Below are 21,704 nucleotides of genomic sequence, written 5' to 3'. Positions count from 1 at the left end.
TTTTATATTGTTATATAATTAATTATAGTAATATAAAAGGGAAAGATAGGTGACAAGTATGAAAATAATTTCTATATTTAATCAAAAGGGCGGTGTGGGTAAAACTACAACAAACATTAACCTATGCTCCTATCTTTGTATGGAAGGTTACAAAGTTTTATCTATAGATATAGACCCTCAAGGAAATACAACTAGTGGACTTGGTTTTGATAAAAGAAAGTTAGAAGAATCTATGTACGATTTATTAACCACCGATATTAGCATAAAAAATGTAATAAAAGCTAGCCCCTTACTAGAAAATTATCACATAGTTCCATCTAACATGGATTTAGCAGGTGCTGAAGTTGAATTAATCCAAAAGAGTGAAAGAGAACATATTTTGAAAAACAAAATAAAAGAAATTTATGGAGAATATGATTTTGTTTTTATAGATTGCCCACCTTCATTAGGTATATTAACAATTAATGCTCTTGTGGCTTCACATACTGTTTTAATACCTATTCAGTGTGAGTTTTACGCTTTAGAAGGTGTTGGACAGTTAGTTAATACACTTCAATTAGTAAAAAAATCTTTAAATAAGGATTTAGATATTGAAGGTGTTATAATGAGCATGTATGACGGAAGAACAAACCTTTCCTTAGAAGTAGTATCAGAAGTTAAAAAGTATTTTAAAGAAAAGGTATATGATACCACCATTCCTAGAAATATTAGATTAGCAGAAGCACCAAGCTTTGGCTTACCAATAGTTTTATACGACGGAAAATGTAAAGGTGCAGAATCATACGAAAATCTAGCTAAAGAATTTATAAGGAGGCAAAAGTAACAGCTTATGAATAAAAAGTTTGGTTTAGGTAAAGGGTTAGGAGCATTAATTCCAGATGAGATTGAAGATGAAGTAAAAGATACAACCAATGAAGTATCAATTGATTCAATAATTCCTAATGATAGACAACCTAGAAAGAAATTTGATGAAGAAAATATAATACAATTAAGTGAATCGATTAAAGAACATGGAATTATTCAGCCTATAATAGTCAACAATGAAAAAAACAAATATATTATTATTGCAGGAGAAAGAAGATGGAGAGCTGCAAAGCTTGCAGGCTTAAATAAGGTTCCTGTAGTAATAATGAATTTAAGTAATAAAAATGTATTAGAAGTATCTCTAATAGAAAATATTCAAAGGCAGGATTTAAATCCTATCGAAGAAGCTAATGCTTATAAAAAATTGATAGATGAATATAATTTAACTCAAGAGGAATTAAGCAAGAGAATTGGAAAATCTAGAACTGCTATAGCAAACTGTTTAAGATTAATTAATCTTGATGAAAGAGTTAGAGATTATTTAATTGATGGTGTCATTAGTGAAGGACATGGTAGAGCTTTACTTTCTTTAGACGATGGAGATTTACAATATAGTATTGCACAGACTATAATTGATGAAAATTTAAGTGTAAGGGAAACAGAGAGAATTATTAAAAATATTGGAGATGGAAAAATTAAAAAAGAGAAAGACCCTGAGGAATATAATCCTTATTACAATGATATAAAATATAGATTGGAAGATTTATTTGGCACAAAAGTTTTTATAAACAATAAGAAAAATAAAGGAAAAATAGAAATAGAGTATTATTCAGAAGAAGATTTACAGAGAATATTAGAAGTTTTACATTTATAAAATGTTTCACGTGAAACATTTTGAAAGGGGGACAATAAATGGAATTAATAATGAGCTATCAACCTATAATATTAATAGTATTGATAATATTAATTTTAATATTATTTTTAATAATTATAATTCAATTTAGTGCTATTAATAAACTAGAAAAAAGATATAGAAAGTTTATGAGGGGTGTAGATAATAAGAATATTGAAGAAATAATTATATCTTATTTAGATAGAGTTGATAGTGCTGTTCAACAGTCAAATAATATTAAGATTAGTGTGGAAGAAATCAATAGTAGATTAAACAATTGTGTACAAAAGTATTCAATAATGAGATATAGAGCTTTTGAAGATGTAGGAAGTGATTTATCATATTCTATAGCCTTATTGGATAACAAAAATGATGGAATAATTTTAACTGGTATATATGGTAGAACAGACAGCACAACTTATGCAAAACCAATAGATAAAGGGCTATCTAGATATGAATTATCGGAAGAAGAAAATTATGTATTAAAAGATGCAATTAATAAAAATATTTAATTTCAATAAAGTTAACAAAACCAAGAAAATATTCTTGGTTTTGTTAATTTGTTTTCTTCTTTCCACCTATTGTCTTTATGATACTATGATAGATTCCTGAAGATATGGTATCTGCTAGATCCATAACCACATGAAGCCTTGTATTTTGTAAAACCATAAATTCAAGCATGCCCGAAATGTTTACAATACCTGTAATGCTTAAATTTCCGACAGTTGGTAAGTCTTTATTAACGGCAGATCCTGGAGACATTGGTTTTTCTTCAATACAAATCTTACCTATATTTTGAACATTTCCAAGACAAGCATCAATTGCAATTATATATGAATTTTTATGTTTTATATCAATCTCTTTTATGATTTCACACAGATTCTTTGCGTGAACAGGGCTTTCCAAGTTACCATATATAAAGAAATTATCTCTAGACAAAAATCTTAACTTATGACCTATAAGAGGGCCTAAACTATCTCCAGTCGATCTATCAGATCCAATGCAAAGTAAAATAATGGGGCGTTTAGATTGTACAATTGGTTTTAAATAATTAGAGAGAGCATCTCTTAAAATATTAATTGAATTATTACTTTTAGAATCTATTAATAATCGTTCACTCATAAAAAAACCTCCTATTTGGAATTATGTCCAATAGGAGGAATTATATTCAATAATTATAATACTTTTACCTCTTTCAGTACTTTCAAAAATATATTTAAAAATATACAAAAGAACATTCCTTTAATTCCTGCAACCTTTAATCCAATGTATATAGAAGCTAGAATAGAAACAGGATGCACACCTAAGGAAGAGGATACTATTTTAGGTTCTACTATTTGTCTAATAATTGTTACAACTACATACCAAATTAGTACACCAAATCCAATATAATAATTTTTAAATATAAATATGTTTAATAAAGCAAGAGGAATATAAATACCACCAATACCTAATATAGGTAGAATGTCAAAAATTGCAGCAATTATACTGAGAGTTAATGCATATCTAACTTTAAGAAATAGGAAGCCAGCAAAAGTTTCTATAAAAGATAACAATATAACTAAAAGGTAAGATAAAGCATAATTAGACAACATTCTCTTTGATTCATTCATAATTGTGTAAAATTTATTAGATTTATCAGGTATTATGCTGTTCATTACTTTATCCCTTGTAGAAGTAAAGTCTTTAGTAAAAAAATAAGTAGAAAGTAGTGTAAATAATATTAACATAAAAGCATAAGGTATATATGCTAAAAATGATACCATTATTTGTATTATTTTACTTGTTATAGTAACTGTTAAATTTGAAGCTTTAGATAAATAACTAGTTAAATTACTTTCTAAGCTTGTTATTATTGAAGGGTCTAAATTATTATAGTAAACTTTTAAGCTTTCAATAAATTTATATATGTCATTAGCGCTATCAGAGAAATAATGCTGAGAATTTTTTGCTAATTGAATAGCTTCTCTAGATAAAGAAGTAGTCATAAGCCATATAGATGTTATTATTATTGCGAAAAATGCCAATGTAGTAATTAAAGAAGCAAACCCTTTTTTAAATTTAAATTTTTTAATAATGTATTCTGTAGGGCCCTTAAGTATTAAAGAAAAAATAAAAGCTAGAAAAAAGGGTAGCGCATACTTAATAAATTTAAAAAATAAAATGAAACTTAAAGTATATAGAACAAAAAATATAATATACTTATCTAATTTCTCGATTAGTTTATCCATGTATTCACATCCTCTTAAATAAATTATATAAAGCATCTATTGTGTAGTCTATATGAGCTTTGGTATTAAAAAATCCTAAACTAAACCTTAATGTTCCACTAGGAAAGGTTCCTAGTGTCTTATGAGCTAAAGGCGAACAATGCATGCCTGTTCTAGTCATTATATTAAACTCCTTATCTAATAAATATCCTGCATAGGAGTTATCTATATTAGCTAAATTAATTGAAACTGTAGCAGTATATTCTTGTGTAGGATTATATCCATAAATAGTAACAAAATTCATGTTTAGCAATTTTTCTATAAAATAGTTAAATAGATGATTACTATGTTGCCTTATTTCATCTACCCCCACTTTATTAATAAATTTAATTCCTTCATATAATCCTGCTATCCCTGGAAGGTTAAGAGTACCACTTTCAAACTTGTCAGGTAAAAAGTCTGGTTGGTAAATACTATCAGAAAGGCTGCCAGTTCCGCCTTCAATAAAAGGCAAGGTTTCATTATTAAATTCATCAGTTATTATAAAACCACCAATTCCTTGAGGCCCGAGCAAAGATTTATGGCCTGTAAAAGCTAGAGCACTGCAGTTTAAATTATTAAAATCTACGGCAATGGATCCAGCAGTTTGTGCAGAGTCTACAATAAAATAGATATTGTTTTTCTTGCATATATTCCCAATTTCCTGTAAATTTTGTATGGCACCAATTACATTAGAAGCATGAGACATGACTACTAATTTTGTATTACTCTTAATAGATTTATTAAATTCATCTATAGATAAAATACCATGTTTAGAACAAGGAATCACCTGTAATTCAGCATTTACAGCTTCACATATTGACATTAATGGTCTTAAAACTGAGTTATGATCCATAGTAGTTGTAATTATGTGCCATCCTTCTTTTATTGAGGATTTCAATAATATATTTAAGGAAGAAGTTATATTTGAGGTGAAAATAATATTACTCTCTTTATTATAATTAAAAAGATTGCCTATAGCCTCTCTACAGTTATAAAGAAGTTCGTTAGCCTTTAAGGAATTTGAATATACTCCTCTTCCTGAATTAACCCCAATATTTTTCATATAATTTGTAATTCCATCATAAACAGAATCAGGTTTTGGATAAGAAGTGGCGGCATTATCTAAATATACTTTAATATACATCATCTCCTTATATTTTCTAAAATAATTATAACATAGCTATTTATTAATTACTTATTAATTGTTTATTAATTCTATATATAATATTATTATATATAGAGCAATAAGTTTTGGAGGATGTTAAAATGAAATTTATAGATTGCACAGGGTTAAAATGTCCAATGCCAGTAATACAAACAAAAAGATTTTTCGATTCCATAGAGGAAGGCGTAGCAGAAATAATAGTAGATAATGAAATAGCTAAAAACAATATTATAAAATATTCTACTAATAATGGATATAGCTTTGAAATAAAAGAAGAAAAAGAAGATTTCTATAAGATTATTATTAATAAGAATGGAAAAAGCGAAGAAGTAAAGGACTATAGCAAAAGTATAACTTTGGTAGTTGCCGATAATAAATTAGGTGCAGGTAGTGAAGAATTAGGGTCAATACTAATGAGAAGTTACTTTTTTGCATTAACTGAAAGCAATGATTTACCTAAGAATATTATATTTTTAAATAGTGGAGTAAATTTAACTACGGAAGGTTCTGCAGTTTTAGAGAGTTTGAAAAAGCTAGAGGAAAAAGGAGCAGCTATTTATAGTTGTGGCACTTGCTTAGATTATTATAACTTAAAAGATAAGCTTCAAATAGGTGAAATATCTAACATGTACGATATTGTTGAAAAAATGAATAGTTCACATAACACTATAAAGATATAAGTAGGGAGGGAAATATATAAAGTACTTACTAATATTTAAGAATACTATGGATGCTATTAAAGGAGAAAAAATATTATCAGAAAAAAAGTTAATTATTGAAGTTATGCCAACGCCAACTAGTATAACAAAAAGCTGTGGTATAAGTATTTTAGTTAAAGAAGAAGACTTTACCTTAGTAAAAGATTTAATATATGATAATAAAATTCTTGTAAATCACATTTACTTAATGGAAAATAATATATGTAAAGATGAAATAAAATTGTAATTTAAAGGGGGAATTAACTTTATGGATAAAATATTTGAACTTGGGGATATTGTAGAAATGAAAAAAACACACCCATGTGGAAGTAAAGAGTGGAAAATAATTAGAATGGGTGCAGATATAAAAATAAAATGTTGTATTTGTAGTAGGATAGTAATGATAGAGAGAAATAAATTTGAAAAGGATATGAAAAAGATCATTAAAAAGGAAGAAACTATAGAAAATGAATAATAGCTATTGATTTTTAAGGGCTTTAGTGATAAAATACTTTGGTAGTCCCTGCTGTGGAAACCACAGCCGTTAGTCCAAGGGGAGGAGGTGAAATCTAATGAGAAAATATGAAACCATATTTATCTTACATCCATCATTAGATGAGGAAGCAGTTAAAGCGAACATAGAAAAGTATAAAACTGTTATCGAAAATGCTGGTGGAGTAGTAGAAAACGTTGATTTTTGGGGTAAGAGAAAGCTTGCTTATGAAATCGAAAAGATTAGTGAAGGTTACTATACATTAATCAATTTTGATTCCCAGCCACAATTACCAGAAGAATTAGATAGATTGTTCAGAATCAACGACTCAGTTATAAGACACATAATCATAAAAGAAGAAAAATAGGTGGTGTTTAAATGAATAAGGTTGTTTTAATAGGTAGGTTGACCAAAGATCCAGAGCTTAAATTTACTCCTGGAAGCGGTACAGCTGTCGCAACCTTTACATTAGCTATTGATAGAAGATATCCTTCTAAAGATGGCAATAGAGAGGCAGACTTTATACCTGTAGTAGTATGGGGAAAACAAGCCGAATCCACAGCTAATTATATGGGTAAAGGTAAACTCATGGGAGTTAGCGGAAGAATTCAAACAAGAAGTTATGATGCAAAAGATGGAACAAAGAGATATATAACTGAAGTTGTTGCAGATGAGGTACAATTCTTAGAATGGGGAGGCAAACAATCTGGAGGAAACAGAGGAAACTTTGATGATTCCATGGGCGGTTTCCCATATGATTCTAATGGAGCGGATATTACACCAATTGATGATGGTGAGATCCCATTTTAATTTAAGGAGGGAAGAAAATGAATAAAGATTCAGGAAGAGATGCTGGCGCAAGAAGAGGCGGCGGCAGAATGAGAAGAGCTAAGAAAAAAGTTTGTTCTTTCTGTGCTGATAAATCAGAAAGAATTGACTATAAAGATATAAATAAATTAAGAAAATACGTAACTGAAAGAGGCAAGATTCTTCCAAGAAGAATTTCTGGAACTTGTGCAAAGCACCAGAGAGAATTGACAGAATCAATAAAGAGAGCTAGAAACATAGCTTTATTACCATTCACAACAGAATAAAAAATGTAATATATGGAGAGGAATTTGTTCCTCTCCTATTTTATTATAGGTACTTCTTATTTTATCATTATTGTAAAAAATCCGTACTACACATATAATTAAAGTATATATGTTTAAAATTCATATGTATGTGTTAATAATTACAGGTAGATAGATTATAGGAGGAAAATGAATGAAAAGGGATAACTTAAATATCATGAGAAACATTCAAATAATAGAAGATTTAAAAGCAGAACTTTTATGTATAATAGGCGATTTTTTTAAGTTGCTTACTAGGGGAACGAATGTAGCGCAAGGTGCTATCTTAGATTGTATTTCTGGAGCAATAACGGTATTATATATATTAGCAGATAGATTAGGATATTCTTTTACAGCAGTGGATGAAAATATGAAGAAGAAATTAAAAATGGGGATAATCGATGAAGATGAAATTGAAAAAGAGGGGAAAGACTTAAGTAGATTATATACTCATTTAAAAGAAAGACAGTGATGGAGGAAAAGATGTATAATAGAGTTTATAACACTAAAAGTGTAGTTGAAGCTGGTATTATAACAGGAATTATAGTATTACTAGCATTGATGAATATATATATGCCTGTTTTTTCGGTATTTGGAAGATTTATATTACCCATACCTGTAGTTGTATTAATGTTAAGACATAATTTAAAGGTAACGATAACATCAATTGCTGTAAGTGGAATCTTAGTTGGAATTATGTATAATCCTCTTTCAGGAATATCTTCCGCCATAATGTTTGGACTTACAGGCATTGCTTTAGGATATTGCATAAAAAAGGATAAGGATGTATCTATTAGTATTTTAATTTTATCAATGGCATCAATAATAGGAACAATTATTGACATGGTTATTTATATTTCTATTATAAGTAAAAGTACACTGGTAGGATTTATTGATGAAATGATAAAAGTGATGAATGAATCCATGCAGTTAACCCTTAATATGTATAGTAAAATGGGGGTAAGTGAAGAACAGTTAAAACCTTTAACAGAATCATTTAAAACTATGAGTAGTGATTTTTTGATTAGAGTAATCCCAGGAATGGTTATATTATCATCAATTATATTTGCATACTTTACATATATCATTACTAGAGCTATACTAAAAAGATTAAATTATAATATAAAAGAAATGCCTAAAATTGCTCATATACATGTAAATATTAAAGTAGCTACTTTTGCTGCAATAGGATTATTAGTAGGGGTAATACTAGTTAAGCAAAACATAAAAGCTGGGGAATATATATTGAACTCATCTCAAATGCTACTACAATATTTATTTCTTTTTAGCGGGGTATCTGTTGTAATTTATTATTTAAGATTTAAATACAAACTGTCTAAAGGAATATCATCTATAATAATAATATTTACCCTATTTTCTCAACTAGCATTTTTATATACAGTGTTAGGAATTTCAGATATTATTATAGATTTTAGAAAGTTAAATACAGAGGAAATAATAAATACAAAATAGTGAGGGCTAGTTATGGATAATAAATATAAGTATTTTATTTCTTGGAATAAAAGTTATATGCTAATGATAGCAATATTAATAGCCATAATAGCATATTATAATATTCTATTAGGAATAGGATCCATATTCATATATGTTTTTCTAATTATAAACAATTTTAATAGTAATAAGTTGAAAAAAAGCGAATGGGAAAATTTCATAAAAAATTTTTCAACAGATTTAGATAATGCAACAAGAAATACACTATTAAAACTTCCACTTCCTATGATTATATTAGGGCAAGGTGGAAATATACTTTGGTATAATCAAACTTTTTCTTCAGTAGTTAATCAAGAAAGTATATTAGAACGTAATATAAGTGATTTAATAAAAGACATAAACTTAAGACATGTTTTAGATGGCAAAAGAAATACTTATAGAGGCGTTAAAATTGATGAGCATTATTACGATTTATATATTAATATAATTGATTCTACTGATAATAAAAATAAAAAAGATAAATTAATACTTATTTATTTATCTGATATAACAGATATGTACAATAAGATCATAGAAATTGATAATAATAAAGAAGCAGTAATGCTAATAGAAGTAGATAATTTAGATGATGTAATAAAGACAACAGAAGAAGATAAGAAGCCTTTATTAATAGCAGAAATTGAAAAGATAATAAATAGTTATGGACAAAACTTACAAGGAATGTTAAAAAAGTATTCCTCTAATAAATATGTATTATCAGTTCAGGATAAATATATACAAGAAGAAATGAATAGAAAATTTGATATATTAGACTCTGTAAGAGAAATAAGTATAGGAAATAAGCTAACTGTAACTTTAAGCTTAGGAATAGGCAGGGGAGGAGCTACACCTTTTGAAAATGAGAAGTATGCTGTGCTTGCAAAAGAACTTGCATTGGGAAGAGGTGGAGACCAGGCTGTTGTTAAAAACGGTGAAAAATTAGATTTTTATGGAGGAAAAACAAAAGAAATAGAAAAAAGAACTAAAGTAAGAGCAAGAGTAATAGCACATGCCCTCTTGAATCTAGTTAGTGAAAGCAATAAAGTTTATATTATGGGACATATGAATCCTGATATAGATTGTCTAGGAGCTGCTGTTGGATTATTTAGTGCTATAACTGGACTAAATAAAGAGTGTTATATAATTTTAGATAATATTAACAATAGCATAAAGCCCATAATGGAAAAAATTAAGTCTGAAAAGGATTATAATAATGCATTTATAAATAGTGCAAGAGCTATAACTGAAATAGATGATAATAGTTTATTAATAGTAGTTGATGTTCATAGCAAAGGTTATATAGAAAATATGAAATTAGTTGAACACTCTAAGAAGATAGTAATAATTGATCATCATAGAAAATCTACCAGTTCTATAGAAGGGACTCTTTTAAGTTATATAGAACCCTATGCATCATCAACTTCTGAATTGGTAACGGAGATTATACAATACATGTCAGAAAAGCCTCAGCTTAAAGTTGTTGAAGCGGAGGCACTGCTAGCAGGTATATGTGTTGATACTAAAAATTTTTACTTTAAAACTGGAGTAAGAACCTTTGAAGCCGCATCATTTTTAAGAAAAATGGGGGCGGATACATTAGAGGTTAAAAAATTATTTTCCGATAATTTAGATACATACTTAAAAAAGTATGAAATAATAAAATCTGCTAAGGTAGTTAATGGAATAGCCATAGCAATTTGCCCTCCAAATATGGAAGATGTTGTATTAGCTGCACAAACTGCTGATGAGTTGCTAAATATTACAGGTATCAATACTTCCTTTGTATTTGTTAAAATAGAAGATGAGGTATTTATAAGTGGCAGATCCCACGGCGACATAAATGTGCAAATTCTATTAGAATCACTAGGTGGTGGTGGGCATATGACTATGGCAGGTGCAAAGCTTCAGTCTGTTTCTATTGAAGAAGCAGTGGAAAGACTAGAAAATGTCATAGATAAGTATTTAAGGGAAGGTGAGGAAAAATGAAGGTAATTTTATTATCAGACGTTAAAGCATTAGGTAAAAAGGGAGATGTGGTAAATGCCTCAGATGGATATGCAAGAAACTTCTTGTTTCCTAAAAAGCTAGCTATAGAGGCTACAGAAGGAAGTATGCATATATTAAACAATAAAAAAGAAGCTGAAAGAAGACAAAAACTTGCAGAAATAGAAGCAGCACAAAAAGTTGCTAATGAGATAAAGGGAAAAGAAGTGACATTAAAGGTTAAGTCAGGTGAAAATGGAAGACTATTTGGATCAATTACAGGTAAAGACATATCTGAGGAATTAAAAAAGTCTTATAAATTAGATATAGATAAAAAGAAAATAGTTGTAGATGTAATAAGACAATTAGGAACTTATGAAGTAGAAGTGAAAATATATCCTGAAATTTCTACTAAAATTAAGGTGGTTGTTCAAGAGCAATAAGGGGGATAATAGTGAAATCTGAAAAAACTAATGATATAAGTAAAGAAGTAACGGAATCTTTGTCTTTAGAGTCTCATTTAAATGTAATATACGAAGTGATGAAAAAGATACTAGATGAAAAGACTATAAAGTCAAGGAGTATAAAGTATAAAATTCAAGGTTATTTAGAAAGTGGAGATAAATATAAGAAACTCTATGCATTAAATAAGATAATCAGTGATGGAAAAGGGATTGAATTAATCCCAGAAGAAAAAAATTCACGCCAAGCATTAGAAAATACTAATAAGTGGCTATCTGAAGCTTTAGCAAAAAGATATGTTCAAAATAATATAGAAAAGCAAGTTGAAAGAAATCTAGTAGAAAAACAACATAAATATATGGATGAAATAAGATTGGGTATCATAAGAAAGCAAAAGGGACCTGAAAATGGAAAAACCTTTAAAAAATATGCTCATCTTGAGATGCTAGATTCTAAAAAACTTACGAAAAGTGTACAGAGTTTATTAAGACCTGAAACATTTTCAGAAATTGTGGGCCAAGAGATAGCTATTAAATCATTACTTTCAAAAATAGCTTCTCCTTATCCTCAACATATTATACTATATGGGCCACCAGGAGTAGGTAAAACTACAGCAGCAAGGTTAGCGTTAGAAGAAGCTAAAAAATTAAAAAATACTCCTTTTGAAGAAGAGGCTAAATTTATTGAAGTAGATGGAACTACCTTAAGATGGGATCCAAGAGAAATAACAAATCCACTACTTGGTTCAGTTCACGATCCTATATATCAAGGAAGCAAGAGGGACTTAGCTGAAATTGGAGTTCCAGAACCTAAACCTGGATTAGTTACAGAAGCTCATGGTGGGGTTTTGTTTATAGATGAAATAGGAGAATTAGATTCAATACTTCAAAATAAGTTATTGAAGGTATTAGAAGATAAAAGAGTTGAATTTTCATCCTCTTACTACGATCCAGACGATGAAAATACTCCTAAGTATATTAAATACTTATTTGAAAATGGAGCACCAGCGGATTTTATTCTTATAGGAGCTACTACAAAAGAGCCGGGGGATATAAATCCAGCGTTAAGATCTAGATGTACAGAGGTATATTTTCAGCCATTAACTCCAAAGGATATACAAAAAATAATATTAAATTCTGCAGAAAAATTAAACATTCAATTAGAAGATGAAATACCAGAAATTATTAGTAGATATACCATTGAAGGAAGAAAAGCTGTTAATATATTAGCTGATGTTTATGGATATGTACTTTATAGTCAAAACCTTGATGCTGATAAAGATAATATAAAAATAACAGTAGAAGATGTAAAACAAATTTTATCAATAAATAGATTATCGCCTTATGAGGAGATAAGTACTGATGAAAAATTCGAAATAGGTCATGTTTATGGACTAGGGGTAAGTGGCTACATTGGATCTACCCTTGAAATAGAAGCAGCTGTTTTTGAAGCTAAAGAAAAGGGACATGGCAAAGTAAGATTCAATGATACAGCAGGAAGCATGGCAAAGGATTCAGTATTTAATGCAGCTTCTGTAATTAGAAAAATTACAGACAAGGATATGAGCGATTACGACATACATGTCAACATAATAGGTGGAGGCCGTATTGACGGACCTTCAGCAGGAGTAGCAATAACTATATGCATTATAAGTGCCCTTTTAAATAAACCAATAAGACAAGATATAGCTATAACTGGAGAAATATCTTTAAGAGGCAAAGTAAAGCCTGTTGGAGGAATTTTTGAAAAAATATATGGTGCAAGAAGAAAAGGAATTAAATTAGTTATAGTACCTAAGGATAATTTAAAAGATGTACCAGAAGGACTTAATGATATAGAGGTAAAAGCTGTAGATAACATTGATGAACTAATAAAAATAGCTTTTTAAACACGAGGAGAGATGATGATGAATGCACCATTGAAAAGTATGCCTCATAATATTGAAGCTGAACAAAGCGTACTAGGAGCAATGATAATAGACAAGACTGCAATTGTTCAAGCCTTAGAGGTATTAACAAGAGATGACTTCTATAAGGATGCACATCAAGTTATTTTCAATGCAATACTAGATTTATATCAAAAGGATATAGCTGTAGATTTAATAACCCTAATGGAAAACCTTCAATCTAGGGAAAAGTTAGAAATGGCGGGAGGCATAACCTATGTTACTGCTGTTTGTAGTTCCATATTATCTACTGCTAATATTCAATCTTATATAAAAATAGTTAAAGAAAAGTCTACTTTAAGAAAATTAATTAGAGCATCTACAGAAATAATTGAAGATAGTTATAATAAGCAAGATGATGTTGAGGCTATAGTTGATGGGGCAGAAAAAAGGATATTTAATATATCAAACAATAGGAATACAAATGATTTTGAAGCTATGAACACTGTCCTGGAGAGAGGATTCTTAGAAATAGAAAAAATATACAACAACAAAGGTGGAGTAACTGGGGTATCTTCAGGATTTCCGGAGTTAGATTCAAAGACTTCGGGATTCCAAAAGGGTGATATGATTCTTATTGCAGCAAGACCTTCTATGGGTAAAACTACCTTTGCACTAAACTTAGCTCAGAATGCAGCATTAAGAGAAGGAAAAAGCGTAGCAGTATTTTCTTTGGAAATGTCTAAGGAACAACTTGCTTATAAGCTTTTATGTGCTGAGGCAAATGTTGATATGCTTAAATTAAGAACTGGAAACTTAGATGATAGAGATTGGGAGAACATTGCAAAAGCAGCAGGACCGCTTTCTGCATCAAAGATATTCATAGATGATACTGCAGGTGTTTCTGTAATGGAAATGAGATCAAAGTGTAGAAGATTGAAAATTGAGCATGGCATAGACCTAATAGTTATAGACTATCTTCAACTTATGTCAGGAAGTAAGGGTTCAGAAAGCAGACAACAGGAAGTATCAGAAATTTCTCGTTCTATTAAAGCATTGGCAAAGGAAATGGAATGTCCAGTAATTTCTCTTTCCCAGCTTTCTAGAGCACCTGAGCAAAGAGCTGACCATAGACCTATGCTATCTGACCTAAGAGAATCTGGGTCCATAGAGCAGGATGCTGACTTAGTTATGTTTCTATATAGAGATGAATACTATAATAAAGAAACTGAAGACAAAAACGTAGCAGAATGTATAATAGCTAAGCAAAGAAATGGTCCTACAGGGACAGTTAAATTAGCTTGGCTTGGGCAATATAGTAAGTTTGGAAGATTGGATATTATACATCAATAAAGGAGGGGAAACCCTCCTTTTTTGTGCATTAAATTATTACCCAGGAAATTAAGGCATAATATAAAAATTGGTACCTTAAACTATTTCTGGCATATTATATTATAAAATATTATATGGAGGGTAATAGATGTCACAGGAAAATACAATAAATGACTGGGAAAAGAATCCACATAATCCTAAATGTGATTCACAGGTAATAGAATCGACTACATTAAAGGAGTGCAATAATAAGTGTAATTTACCAATGGGACGTCCAGGGCCATTAATTGGTAAGATTCCGGTAGTCTTAGCAGATGTAGAAGTACAAATTGATTTAGAAGCAGAAATTAGATTAGAAGAAACAGCATTTGATATAAAAACTATAGATAAACATGTTTGTCTTACTCAATGTAAGCTTATTCCACAGACAAATAAATTATTTATAGGAGGTTATGTACAAAAAAATATACAATTTTCATCAGTTAATTGTACTAATAAAACTAGCATTAGTGGTGAAATGAAACACACAACAGTAAACATTCCTTTTAAATGTGTAACGAAAATACAATTATCACATAACCCAGTTTACGGCAAGGATTACAAAACAAAATTGAATGTTTTAGATAAAAATATGCAGTGCAAAGATACAAGGGAGGACTCATGGATTTACTATAACAAACCTTACGAGCCAGTTTATTGCGAATTAGAAGATGCTAATATACTTGAAACAGATATTTTAAATAAACAAAATTCCCTTTCAAATATAACATCAGAAGAAAGAACTTTTAGAGAGCTAGTGGAAAAAATGGTTATATTTCTTCGCATAAAAGTATTACAAAATCAACAGATATTTATTCCTGAACCTATGGGGAATGTGGAAATAGTAGAGTGTTTATCAGAGGATTCTTATATGGATTCTTCTTATGGGAAAGGCAGAAAGTGTATTGATATTGAAGTAGGCTTTGATCCCAAGCAAGGCATGATTGGAAGAGAAGTCACTACTTATGATTTTAATAAGGAATAATTAAAAATATAAATTGATAGGTACCAATTTATATTTTCGGAATAATATAGTACTAGATATGAAACTTTAATTAAAGTTTTATATACTGAAGAGTACAAAGAGGGGGTTAAATTATGCCTATAAATTTCATAAAAGATGATTGTAATAATAATGCTCAGCAGGGAGGCGCACGTTGCGATTCCAGAATTATTGATTCAACTACTTTAGGAGAATGTAGTAACTGGCACCGTGAGCCATATGGACGTCCTGGTCCAATAGTAGTTAAAGTTCCAGTAGTTTTATCAAGTGTTAAAATTCAAATAGATGTTGAATCTGAAATACGATTAGAAGAACCAGCATTTGATATAAAGACTATAGATAAGAACGTATGCATTACTCAATGTCATCTTGTTCCTCATACAAATAAATTATTCATAGCAGGATTTGTACAAAAAAATATCCAGTATTCTACTGTAGATTGTTCTAATAATACTAGTGTAAGTGGTAGAATATTACACACTACACTTAATGTTCCATTTAGATGTGTTACAGCAATACAATTTGATAAATATCCACAGTTTGGAAAATCCTTTAAAAAGAAATCAAATGTTTTAGATAAAAAAATGCTTTGCGAAGATAACAGAGAACAGTCATGGTTACACTTTAATAAAGCTCATGAACCTATCTTCTGTGAATTAGAGTGGGCAAAAATTTTAGAAACAGAAATTTTTGATCGTGATATAGAGTGTGCTGAAAGATTTACAAGAGAAGATTGCTTCCAAGATTTTGTTGAGAAGATGGTTATATATCTTCAAATAAAAGTATTACAAAATCAACAAGTGTTCATTCCTGAACCACATTGTGATGTATATATGGATAAAGATTGTGAAGATGAAGATGAAGAATATAATGATTATGTTGAAATAGGTTACATGCCTGAAAAGGGTATGGTAGCAAGAAAGATGAAGGAAGAAAAATATTAATGAATGAATGTAACCATTGTAAATACTTTTCATATATTGTAATAGAAGAGTATAACTCTTTGGAAGGTTAAGAAAATTATAGACTTTATGATGATAAAGAGGGGGATTTTTTATGAAGTTATATTACAGAAAACCAGAATGTAGAGAAGATTATGATAGGGACTGTTATGATGACTATAGACGTGATAAAGAACACAATGATAAATGCAAATGTGATAAGTGCCAATGTGATAAATGTCCTAATGATGAACACAAATTTGCTCATTGTTGCCCAAAGAGCCCTTGCCCATATCCAATAATTTTTGAATGTGCACAGGGAACAGGCACTGAAATAAGCAGAACTATACCTGATGGACTAGGAACTGGATCAAATAATTTCTTCCATCCTAGATCATTGGGATGCTTAACTATAGATACAAGCTGTTTAAAAAACCCAGTAGTAAAATTTGATTTTTCTAGCATTATTAAATTTAGATCTGATGGAAATCAAAATAGACCAGTAAGATTAGTATTCCAGTTATCTAAAGTTTGTGATGATAAACAAGAAATAAGCTGTGGAACTTGGGACTATGTAGCAGCTCTAGATACTGAAGATGAAAGAATTACTACCTCTTTCTGTTTCAGTCACTGTGAATGTAATAGCTGCCCAGGTTGTTGTGTTTACACTGTTAAATTAATTGAAGCCGTAAACGTAGTTAACGGAGATATTCTTATAGTATATAATCCAACTCTATCAGCAATAGCTAAATCAAGTTGTTAGATAAAGTTTAATAATAAATGGGAAACCTTCTTTATAGGGTTTCCCTATAATTCATTTTAAGAGCAATAATGAGGGGAGTAATACATGTCAAAAAAGCGCAGGTATAAGCAAAAAGATGACATTCTTCTTAAATTGTTTATATTATTAATCTTATTAGATACAGTTGATAACAATAATGATAAAAAGGAATATTCGTATGAAGATCCTAGAATGGATATAAATAATGAGTATATAAGCGAAAAAGACGATTTTATAATAGATACGATAGATATCACAGATGCAATGAATGAAATAGATACGATAGATGTGACAGATGCAATGAATGAAATAGATACGATAGATATGACAGGCACAATGAATGAAATAGATACGATAGATGTGAGAGATGCAATGAATGAAATAGATACGGTAGATGTGATAGACACAATAAATGAAATAGATACGGTAGATATGACAGGCACAATGAATGAAATAGATACGATAGATGTGACAGATGCAATGAATGAAATAGATACGGTAGATGTGATAGACACAATGAATGAAATAGATACGGTAGATATGACAGGCACAATGAATGAAATAGATACGATAGATATGACAGGCACAATGAATGAAATAGATACGATAGATGTTACAGACATAATGAATACAATAGATGTAGTAGATATTACAGGCACTATGAATACAATAAATATTGTAGATGATATAGATGTAAAAATTCCTGATAAAATTAACAATATATTAAATGTAAATGAAGAAATTGATAAAAAAGAATCTACTGATTTCTATTCTAAGTCTGTAGTTCTCAATGCTACCGCATTTCAACATAATAATGAAGAAGATATAGGGTATCGTGACTCCCTTAAATCTGCAGTTTCTGAAATTTCTCTTGTTATATCTCAGTTTGAACTAGAAGTTTTTATAGAGGCCCTTATTAATTTTCCAGAGCCAGTTTTCCAAGTAAATATTTTAGATAAAAAAGTAATTTTAAAGGAATGTAAATTAGTTAAGGGGACAGATAAACTGTTTATAAAAGGGTCAATACTAGAACATATAGAATATGCTACTGCAAACTCTATAAAAAATCACGAAATTAGCGGAGATTTAAAGGAAATAATGTTTAATATTCCATTTCAGTGTTCTACTAAAGTAAGTTTTTTAACTAATCCCAAGCTTCATAAAAATGAAATCTTTTGCAATTTAGAGAGTATGGAAATATTAGAAACTAATAATAGAGAAGAGATAAATCATATAAAGAATACTTTAATGAAAGAATATACTTTTGAGAGGATGGGAAAAAAAATTATTTTGACATTAGATTTAAGTCTATTACAAAATCAAGATACATTCATATACAATTCCAATTGTAGCAAGTTAGAAGATACATATGAAAATAATTAAAAAAATATAAAATAATTTGTACCCATATTTAAGAAGTTAATAAGCATATATATGTTAGTGAGGTTATTAACAATTATGATAGGGGGAAAAATGAAAAGAAACTATAAGATATTTATTTTAGTAGTATTCTTAATCCTTTTTTCAAATGGAAGGGTTAGAGGACAAGAAGGGGGTAATAAAATACTTCAAAACTCTAATATGAGCTTTGAAAATAGTCCTGTATATGAAAGTGAGATAACAAATTATACAATAGTTGCAAATTACAGAGGAGAATTAAACTATAGAGTGTTCTTAAGACACTTAGACACAGAAATTGTAGAGGAGATAACTAATGGGTATACCTTAAACAGGGATGGAGAAAAGCCGTTTAAGGTGTATATATTTGATATTAAGCCAGGAGAATATGAGATAATAACCTTTGCAAAGGAATGTAATTCTCAAGGGGTTAATTCAATGGAATTAAAGGATATAACTATTAATTATGATGATTATAAAGTTAAAAAGTTTCTATGTGTAGAAAATGGAGAACCTCAGATAAATGAAAGTATTTTAAATAGTAAACCTTATTTTGAGAATTCTATAATGAATTTAAATTTAAAAACTAATGAATACTATGGTGACGTTCAATATAGAGTATTTTTGTATTCTGAAAACTTAAAAACTTGGACTGAACTTACAAAAGGATACTCCAATAAAGTTCACTCTACTAAAGAATACAATATAAAAACAGATAAGTTAAAGCTAGGTTCTTATGAAGTATCCATGAGGGTTAAAAAATCAGAGACTGCTGGAATTTATAAGGATGAATTGGGAGAATACGATGAAGCAAAAACTATAAAATTTTCTATAATAAAAAATCCAAATGGAAAAGACACTAACTCAAATATACCAGAAAGTCCGAAAATAACTACTATGTACGTAGGTAATGCCAGTGAAACTACAAGAATTATGATAAGACAAAAACCTAATTTAAATTCAAAAGTTATAGGGCATATCTATGGTAGTACGCAGGAAGTAAAAGTTCTAGATAAAATTGGAGAGTTTTATTATGTACAAGTCTCTAGTTACGGAAGTTCGTGGGAAACAAAAGGATATATATATGAAAACTATATAAAAAAAGTTACACCTTCAAGTTTATATAGTATAATTGTGGACATAGGAAAACAGAGAGTCTTTATTTATAAAGGTAAAGAGCTAATAAAGAATTTTATATGCTCTACGGGTGTAGATAACACTCCTACACCTATTGGTAGATTTCTAGTAGGGGATAGAGGGCATAGTTTTGGATATGAAAAAGGGTATATATGCTATGATTATGTAAGAATAAACTATAATTATTTATTTCATAGCGTGTTGCATGATTTAAATGGAAGAATAATTCAGTATGAATATAAAAAATTAGGTTCTAAAGCTTCTAATGGATGTATCAGACTAGAGAGAGATGCTTCCACATGGATATACAAAAATATACCTAAAAATACCTTAGTAGAAATAAGAAAATAAAAAAATAGCGTGTAATCCATAGAAGGACAGTTGTATATATATAATAAGTGTGTTACTATTAGGCATATAAGTATGTGATTTAATAATATGGGGTGGTTATATGAAAGATAGGTTTTTGATGATACATACTACTGTATTGCCTGAGATTTTTGAAAAAGTTATTGAAGTAAAAGAATTAATGAAAACAGGTAAAATAAAAGAAATAACCGAAGCAGTAAAAATAGTAGGAATAAGCAGAAGTACTTATTACAAATATAAAGACTTTGTATTCACTGTTACTGGTAGTATGAATAATCATAAAGTTATAGTAGCACTTACCTTAGACCATGAGCCAGGTATTTTATCTAAAATATTAGATAAAATAGCTTACTACAAAGGAAATATTCTAACGATTAACCAGGAGATACCTATAAACAACTCTGCTAATGTGAATATAACCTTTGATATTTCACATCTAGAAATTGAATTTAATAAATTGCTGGATGAAATAAAGGATATGGATCATGTAGTTAAATTAGAGCTAGTAGCCATGGACTAAAAAGGTGGAGGTAAGCTTTATGAAAGGTGTAATAGATAGGATAGAGGATAAATATGTCGTAATAGAATTGGAAGAAGGTGCTATGGTTAATATACCTTTTCAATTAATTCCTAAGGACGCAAGAGAAGGAGATGTGTTAATCATAGACATATCTATAGACAGAGATGAAACTGAAAATAGAAAGAAGACTATTGAAGAACTAACAAGAGATTTATGGGATGAGTAATAGGGACACTTAAAATGGTGACCCTATTTTTGTTTTAAGTAATAAAATATATAGTTAAACAAAGCAATGATAGCGCTAACAATAGCAATATCTAAAATATAGGAACCATACTTTTGGCCAAAGGAAATTACAAGAATAGCCAAATAAAACATAAATGTAGCAACTTTACCAAAAATATTCGAAGGTATTATAAAGTCCTTGTTATAAAGAATTGCACCAGCAATTATCATAGATAATTCTTTAACAGTAACAATTAATAAAGGCAAAAAAGTAATAGTTTTCTTTATAGCTAAACAACTTAAAACGGTAATAAGCATAAGTTTATCCGCTAGAGGATCTAAAACTATACCCCATTTAGTTACTATATTATACTTTCTTGCTAGATATCCATCTAATACATCTGTAATTCCTGCAGTAAAAAATACAATGAAAGAATAAAGGGCGCCATTATTAATATCAGAAAAAAATAATAAAATAAATACTGGTATTAAAAATATTCTAAATAAAGTTAAGATGTTTGGAATATTCATAAAAACCTCTCCTAAATTTATATATCAATATATTATATTATTAAAAGTAATAAGTTGGTATATATTAAGTATAATATAATAATTAAATTTGTAAAATAAACTTTAAATTAAACGAATCATAAATAAAAATAAATAAATAATATTCGCATTTTTGTTGACTGAAAAAGTTATTTTTGCTACCATATTACAGG

At 29.2% G+C, this 21,704-nt stretch carries 26 protein-coding genes; 22 read left to right on the top strand and 4 right to left on the bottom strand.

From position 1 onward, the window contains the following. The first annotated feature begins 58 nt into the window (after positions 1 to 58). From ABDZ69_RS11860 to ABDZ69_RS11850, 3 genes are read left to right on the top strand one after another with little or no spacing between them, the layout of a single operon-like run. On the top strand, positions 59 to 823 hold the full coding sequence (locus ABDZ69_RS11860) for a ParA family protein (RefSeq protein WP_343769892.1): 765 nt from the start codon (positions 59 to 61) through the stop codon (positions 821 to 823). A gap of 6 nt (positions 824 to 829) precedes the next feature. After that, on the top strand, positions 830 to 1,678 hold the full coding sequence (locus ABDZ69_RS11855; RefSeq protein WP_343769890.1) for a ParB/RepB/Spo0J family partition protein: 849 nt from the start codon (positions 830 to 832) through the stop codon (positions 1,676 to 1,678). A 38-nt stretch (positions 1,679 to 1,716) separates the two neighbouring features. Next, the gene (locus tag ABDZ69_RS11850) at positions 1,717 to 2,208 is read left to right on the top strand and encodes a DUF4446 family protein (RefSeq protein WP_343769889.1); all 492 of its coding nucleotides are present in this window, start codon (positions 1,717 to 1,719) and stop codon (positions 2,206 to 2,208) included. A gap of 43 nt (positions 2,209 to 2,251) precedes the next feature. Here ABDZ69_RS11850 and yyaC read toward each other — a convergent pair whose 3' ends face one another. Genes yyaC through ABDZ69_RS11835 form a run of 3 tightly spaced genes read right to left on the bottom strand, consistent with a single transcriptional unit; the run spans position 2,252 to position 5,086 of the window. Then, a complete protein-coding gene (gene yyaC / locus ABDZ69_RS11845; RefSeq protein ID WP_343769887.1) occupies positions 2,252 to 2,818 on the bottom strand; it encodes a spore protease YyaC in 567 nt (188 codons plus the stop codon). A 53-nt stretch (positions 2,819 to 2,871) separates the two neighbouring features. After that, positions 2,872 to 3,927: a sporulation integral membrane protein YtvI gene (gene ytvI, locus ABDZ69_RS11840; RefSeq protein WP_343769885.1), complete on the bottom strand. Its 1,056-nt coding sequence runs from the start codon at positions 3,925 to 3,927 to the stop codon at positions 2,872 to 2,874. 4 nt (positions 3,928 to 3,931) lie between these two features. After that, on the bottom strand, positions 3,932 to 5,086 hold the full coding sequence (locus ABDZ69_RS11835; RefSeq protein WP_343769922.1) for an aminotransferase class V-fold PLP-dependent enzyme: 1,155 nt from the start codon (positions 5,084 to 5,086) through the stop codon (positions 3,932 to 3,934). Between the two features lie 128 nt (positions 5,087 to 5,214). Here ABDZ69_RS11835 and yedF point away from each other — a divergent pair, with 128 nt between their 5' ends. The 19 genes from yedF to ABDZ69_RS11740 all read left to right on the top strand — a co-directional run bounded on the left by yedF (position 5,215) and on the right by ABDZ69_RS11740 (position 20,983). Continuing rightward, the gene (gene yedF / locus ABDZ69_RS11830; RefSeq protein ID WP_343769883.1) at positions 5,215 to 5,793 is read left to right on the top strand and encodes a sulfurtransferase-like selenium metabolism protein YedF; all 579 of its coding nucleotides are present in this window, start codon (positions 5,215 to 5,217) and stop codon (positions 5,791 to 5,793) included. Positions 5,794 to 5,809: 16 nt separating this feature from the next. Next, positions 5,810 to 6,058, top strand: a complete 249-nt coding sequence (locus ABDZ69_RS11825; protein WP_343769921.1) for a putative Se/S carrier protein — start codon at positions 5,810 to 5,812, stop codon at positions 6,056 to 6,058. A 21-nt stretch (positions 6,059 to 6,079) separates the two neighbouring features. Next, on the top strand, positions 6,080 to 6,286 hold the full coding sequence (locus ABDZ69_RS11820; protein WP_343769880.1) for a DUF951 domain-containing protein: 207 nt from the start codon (positions 6,080 to 6,082) through the stop codon (positions 6,284 to 6,286). Positions 6,287 to 6,383: 97 nt separating this feature from the next. Continuing rightward, complete coding sequence (gene rpsF / locus ABDZ69_RS11815; RefSeq protein WP_343769879.1) at positions 6,384 to 6,671, top strand: 30S ribosomal protein S6; 288 nt, start codon at positions 6,384 to 6,386, stop codon at positions 6,669 to 6,671. A gap of 11 nt (positions 6,672 to 6,682) precedes the next feature. After that, positions 6,683 to 7,114 carry a single-stranded DNA-binding protein gene (locus ABDZ69_RS11810; RefSeq protein WP_343769877.1) on the top strand — a complete coding sequence of 144 codons (432 nt, stop codon included), beginning with the start codon at positions 6,683 to 6,685 and terminating at the stop codon, positions 7,112 to 7,114. Positions 7,115 to 7,131: 17 nt separating this feature from the next. Continuing rightward, positions 7,132 to 7,398, top strand: a complete 267-nt coding sequence (gene rpsR, locus ABDZ69_RS11805) for a 30S ribosomal protein S18 (RefSeq protein ID WP_343769875.1) — start codon at positions 7,132 to 7,134, stop codon at positions 7,396 to 7,398. Between the two features lie 172 nt (positions 7,399 to 7,570). Beyond that, positions 7,571 to 7,888: a MazG-like family protein gene (locus tag ABDZ69_RS11800; RefSeq protein WP_343769873.1), complete on the top strand. Its 318-nt coding sequence runs from the start codon at positions 7,571 to 7,573 to the stop codon at positions 7,886 to 7,888. An 11-nt stretch (positions 7,889 to 7,899) separates the two neighbouring features. Beyond that, entirely contained in the window at positions 7,900 to 8,889 is a 990-nt protein-coding gene (locus tag ABDZ69_RS11795; protein ID WP_343769871.1) for a YybS family protein, read from the top strand. Positions 8,890 to 8,901: 12 nt separating this feature from the next. Beyond that, the gene (locus ABDZ69_RS11790) at positions 8,902 to 10,893 is read left to right on the top strand and encodes a DHH family phosphoesterase (RefSeq protein ID WP_343769869.1); all 1,992 of its coding nucleotides are present in this window, start codon (positions 8,902 to 8,904) and stop codon (positions 10,891 to 10,893) included. Continuing rightward, positions 10,890 to 11,333 (top strand): 50S ribosomal protein L9, encoded by a 444-nt coding sequence (gene rplI, locus ABDZ69_RS11785; RefSeq protein WP_343769867.1) that lies wholly within the window; start codon positions 10,890 to 10,892, stop codon positions 11,331 to 11,333. The genes ABDZ69_RS11790 and rplI overlap by 4 nt, the downstream gene beginning before the upstream one ends. Positions 11,334 to 11,344: 11 nt before the next feature. Then, positions 11,345 to 13,240: a Lon family ATP-dependent protease gene (lonC, locus tag ABDZ69_RS11780; RefSeq protein ID WP_343769866.1), complete on the top strand. Its 1,896-nt coding sequence runs from the start codon at positions 11,345 to 11,347 to the stop codon at positions 13,238 to 13,240. Between the two features lie 18 nt (positions 13,241 to 13,258). Then, positions 13,259 to 14,590: a replicative DNA helicase gene (locus tag ABDZ69_RS11775; RefSeq protein WP_343769865.1), complete on the top strand. Its 1,332-nt coding sequence runs from the start codon at positions 13,259 to 13,261 to the stop codon at positions 14,588 to 14,590. Positions 14,591 to 14,717: 127 nt separating this feature from the next. Then, positions 14,718 to 15,593, top strand: coding sequence for a CsxC family protein (locus ABDZ69_RS11770; protein WP_343769864.1), 876 nt, complete (start codon positions 14,718 to 14,720; stop codon positions 15,591 to 15,593). Positions 15,594 to 15,706: 113 nt separating this feature from the next. Next, positions 15,707 to 16,555, top strand: a complete 849-nt coding sequence (locus tag ABDZ69_RS11765; protein WP_343769862.1) for a CsxC family protein — start codon at positions 15,707 to 15,709, stop codon at positions 16,553 to 16,555. Between the two features lie 112 nt (positions 16,556 to 16,667). Next, positions 16,668 to 17,315 (top strand): DUF4489 domain-containing protein, encoded by a 648-nt coding sequence (locus ABDZ69_RS11760; protein WP_343769860.1) that lies wholly within the window; start codon positions 16,668 to 16,670, stop codon positions 17,313 to 17,315. Between the two features lie 84 nt (positions 17,316 to 17,399). Continuing rightward, positions 17,400 to 18,716 carry a hypothetical protein gene (locus ABDZ69_RS11755; protein WP_343769859.1) on the top strand — a complete coding sequence of 439 codons (1,317 nt, stop codon included), beginning with the start codon at positions 17,400 to 17,402 and terminating at the stop codon, positions 18,714 to 18,716. Positions 18,717 to 18,806: 90 nt separating this feature from the next. Further along, positions 18,807 to 20,219 (top strand): L,D-transpeptidase family protein, encoded by a 1,413-nt coding sequence (locus ABDZ69_RS11750; RefSeq protein WP_343769857.1) that lies wholly within the window; start codon positions 18,807 to 18,809, stop codon positions 20,217 to 20,219. Positions 20,220 to 20,319: 100 nt separating this feature from the next. Beyond that, positions 20,320 to 20,757, top strand: coding sequence for an ACT domain-containing protein (locus ABDZ69_RS11745; RefSeq protein WP_343769855.1), 438 nt, complete (start codon positions 20,320 to 20,322; stop codon positions 20,755 to 20,757). 19 nt (positions 20,758 to 20,776) lie between these two features. Next, positions 20,777 to 20,983 (top strand): DUF3006 domain-containing protein, encoded by a 207-nt coding sequence (locus ABDZ69_RS11740; protein ID WP_343769853.1) that lies wholly within the window; start codon positions 20,777 to 20,779, stop codon positions 20,981 to 20,983. A 23-nt stretch (positions 20,984 to 21,006) separates the two neighbouring features. Here ABDZ69_RS11740 and ABDZ69_RS11735 read toward each other — a convergent pair whose 3' ends face one another. Beyond that, a complete protein-coding gene (locus tag ABDZ69_RS11735; RefSeq protein ID WP_343769851.1) occupies positions 21,007 to 21,513 on the bottom strand; it encodes a CDP-alcohol phosphatidyltransferase family protein in 507 nt (168 codons plus the stop codon). Positions 21,514 to 21,704 lie beyond the last annotated feature (191 nt).

The sequence above is a fragment of the Clostridium malenominatum genome (genome assembly GCF_039521365.1).
GTDB lineage: Bacteria > Bacillota > Clostridia > Clostridiales > Clostridiaceae > Clostridium_AW > Clostridium_AW malenominatum.
Note: the sequence above shows the minus strand (reverse complement) of the source record. Positions and strands in the feature narration are given on the sequence as shown.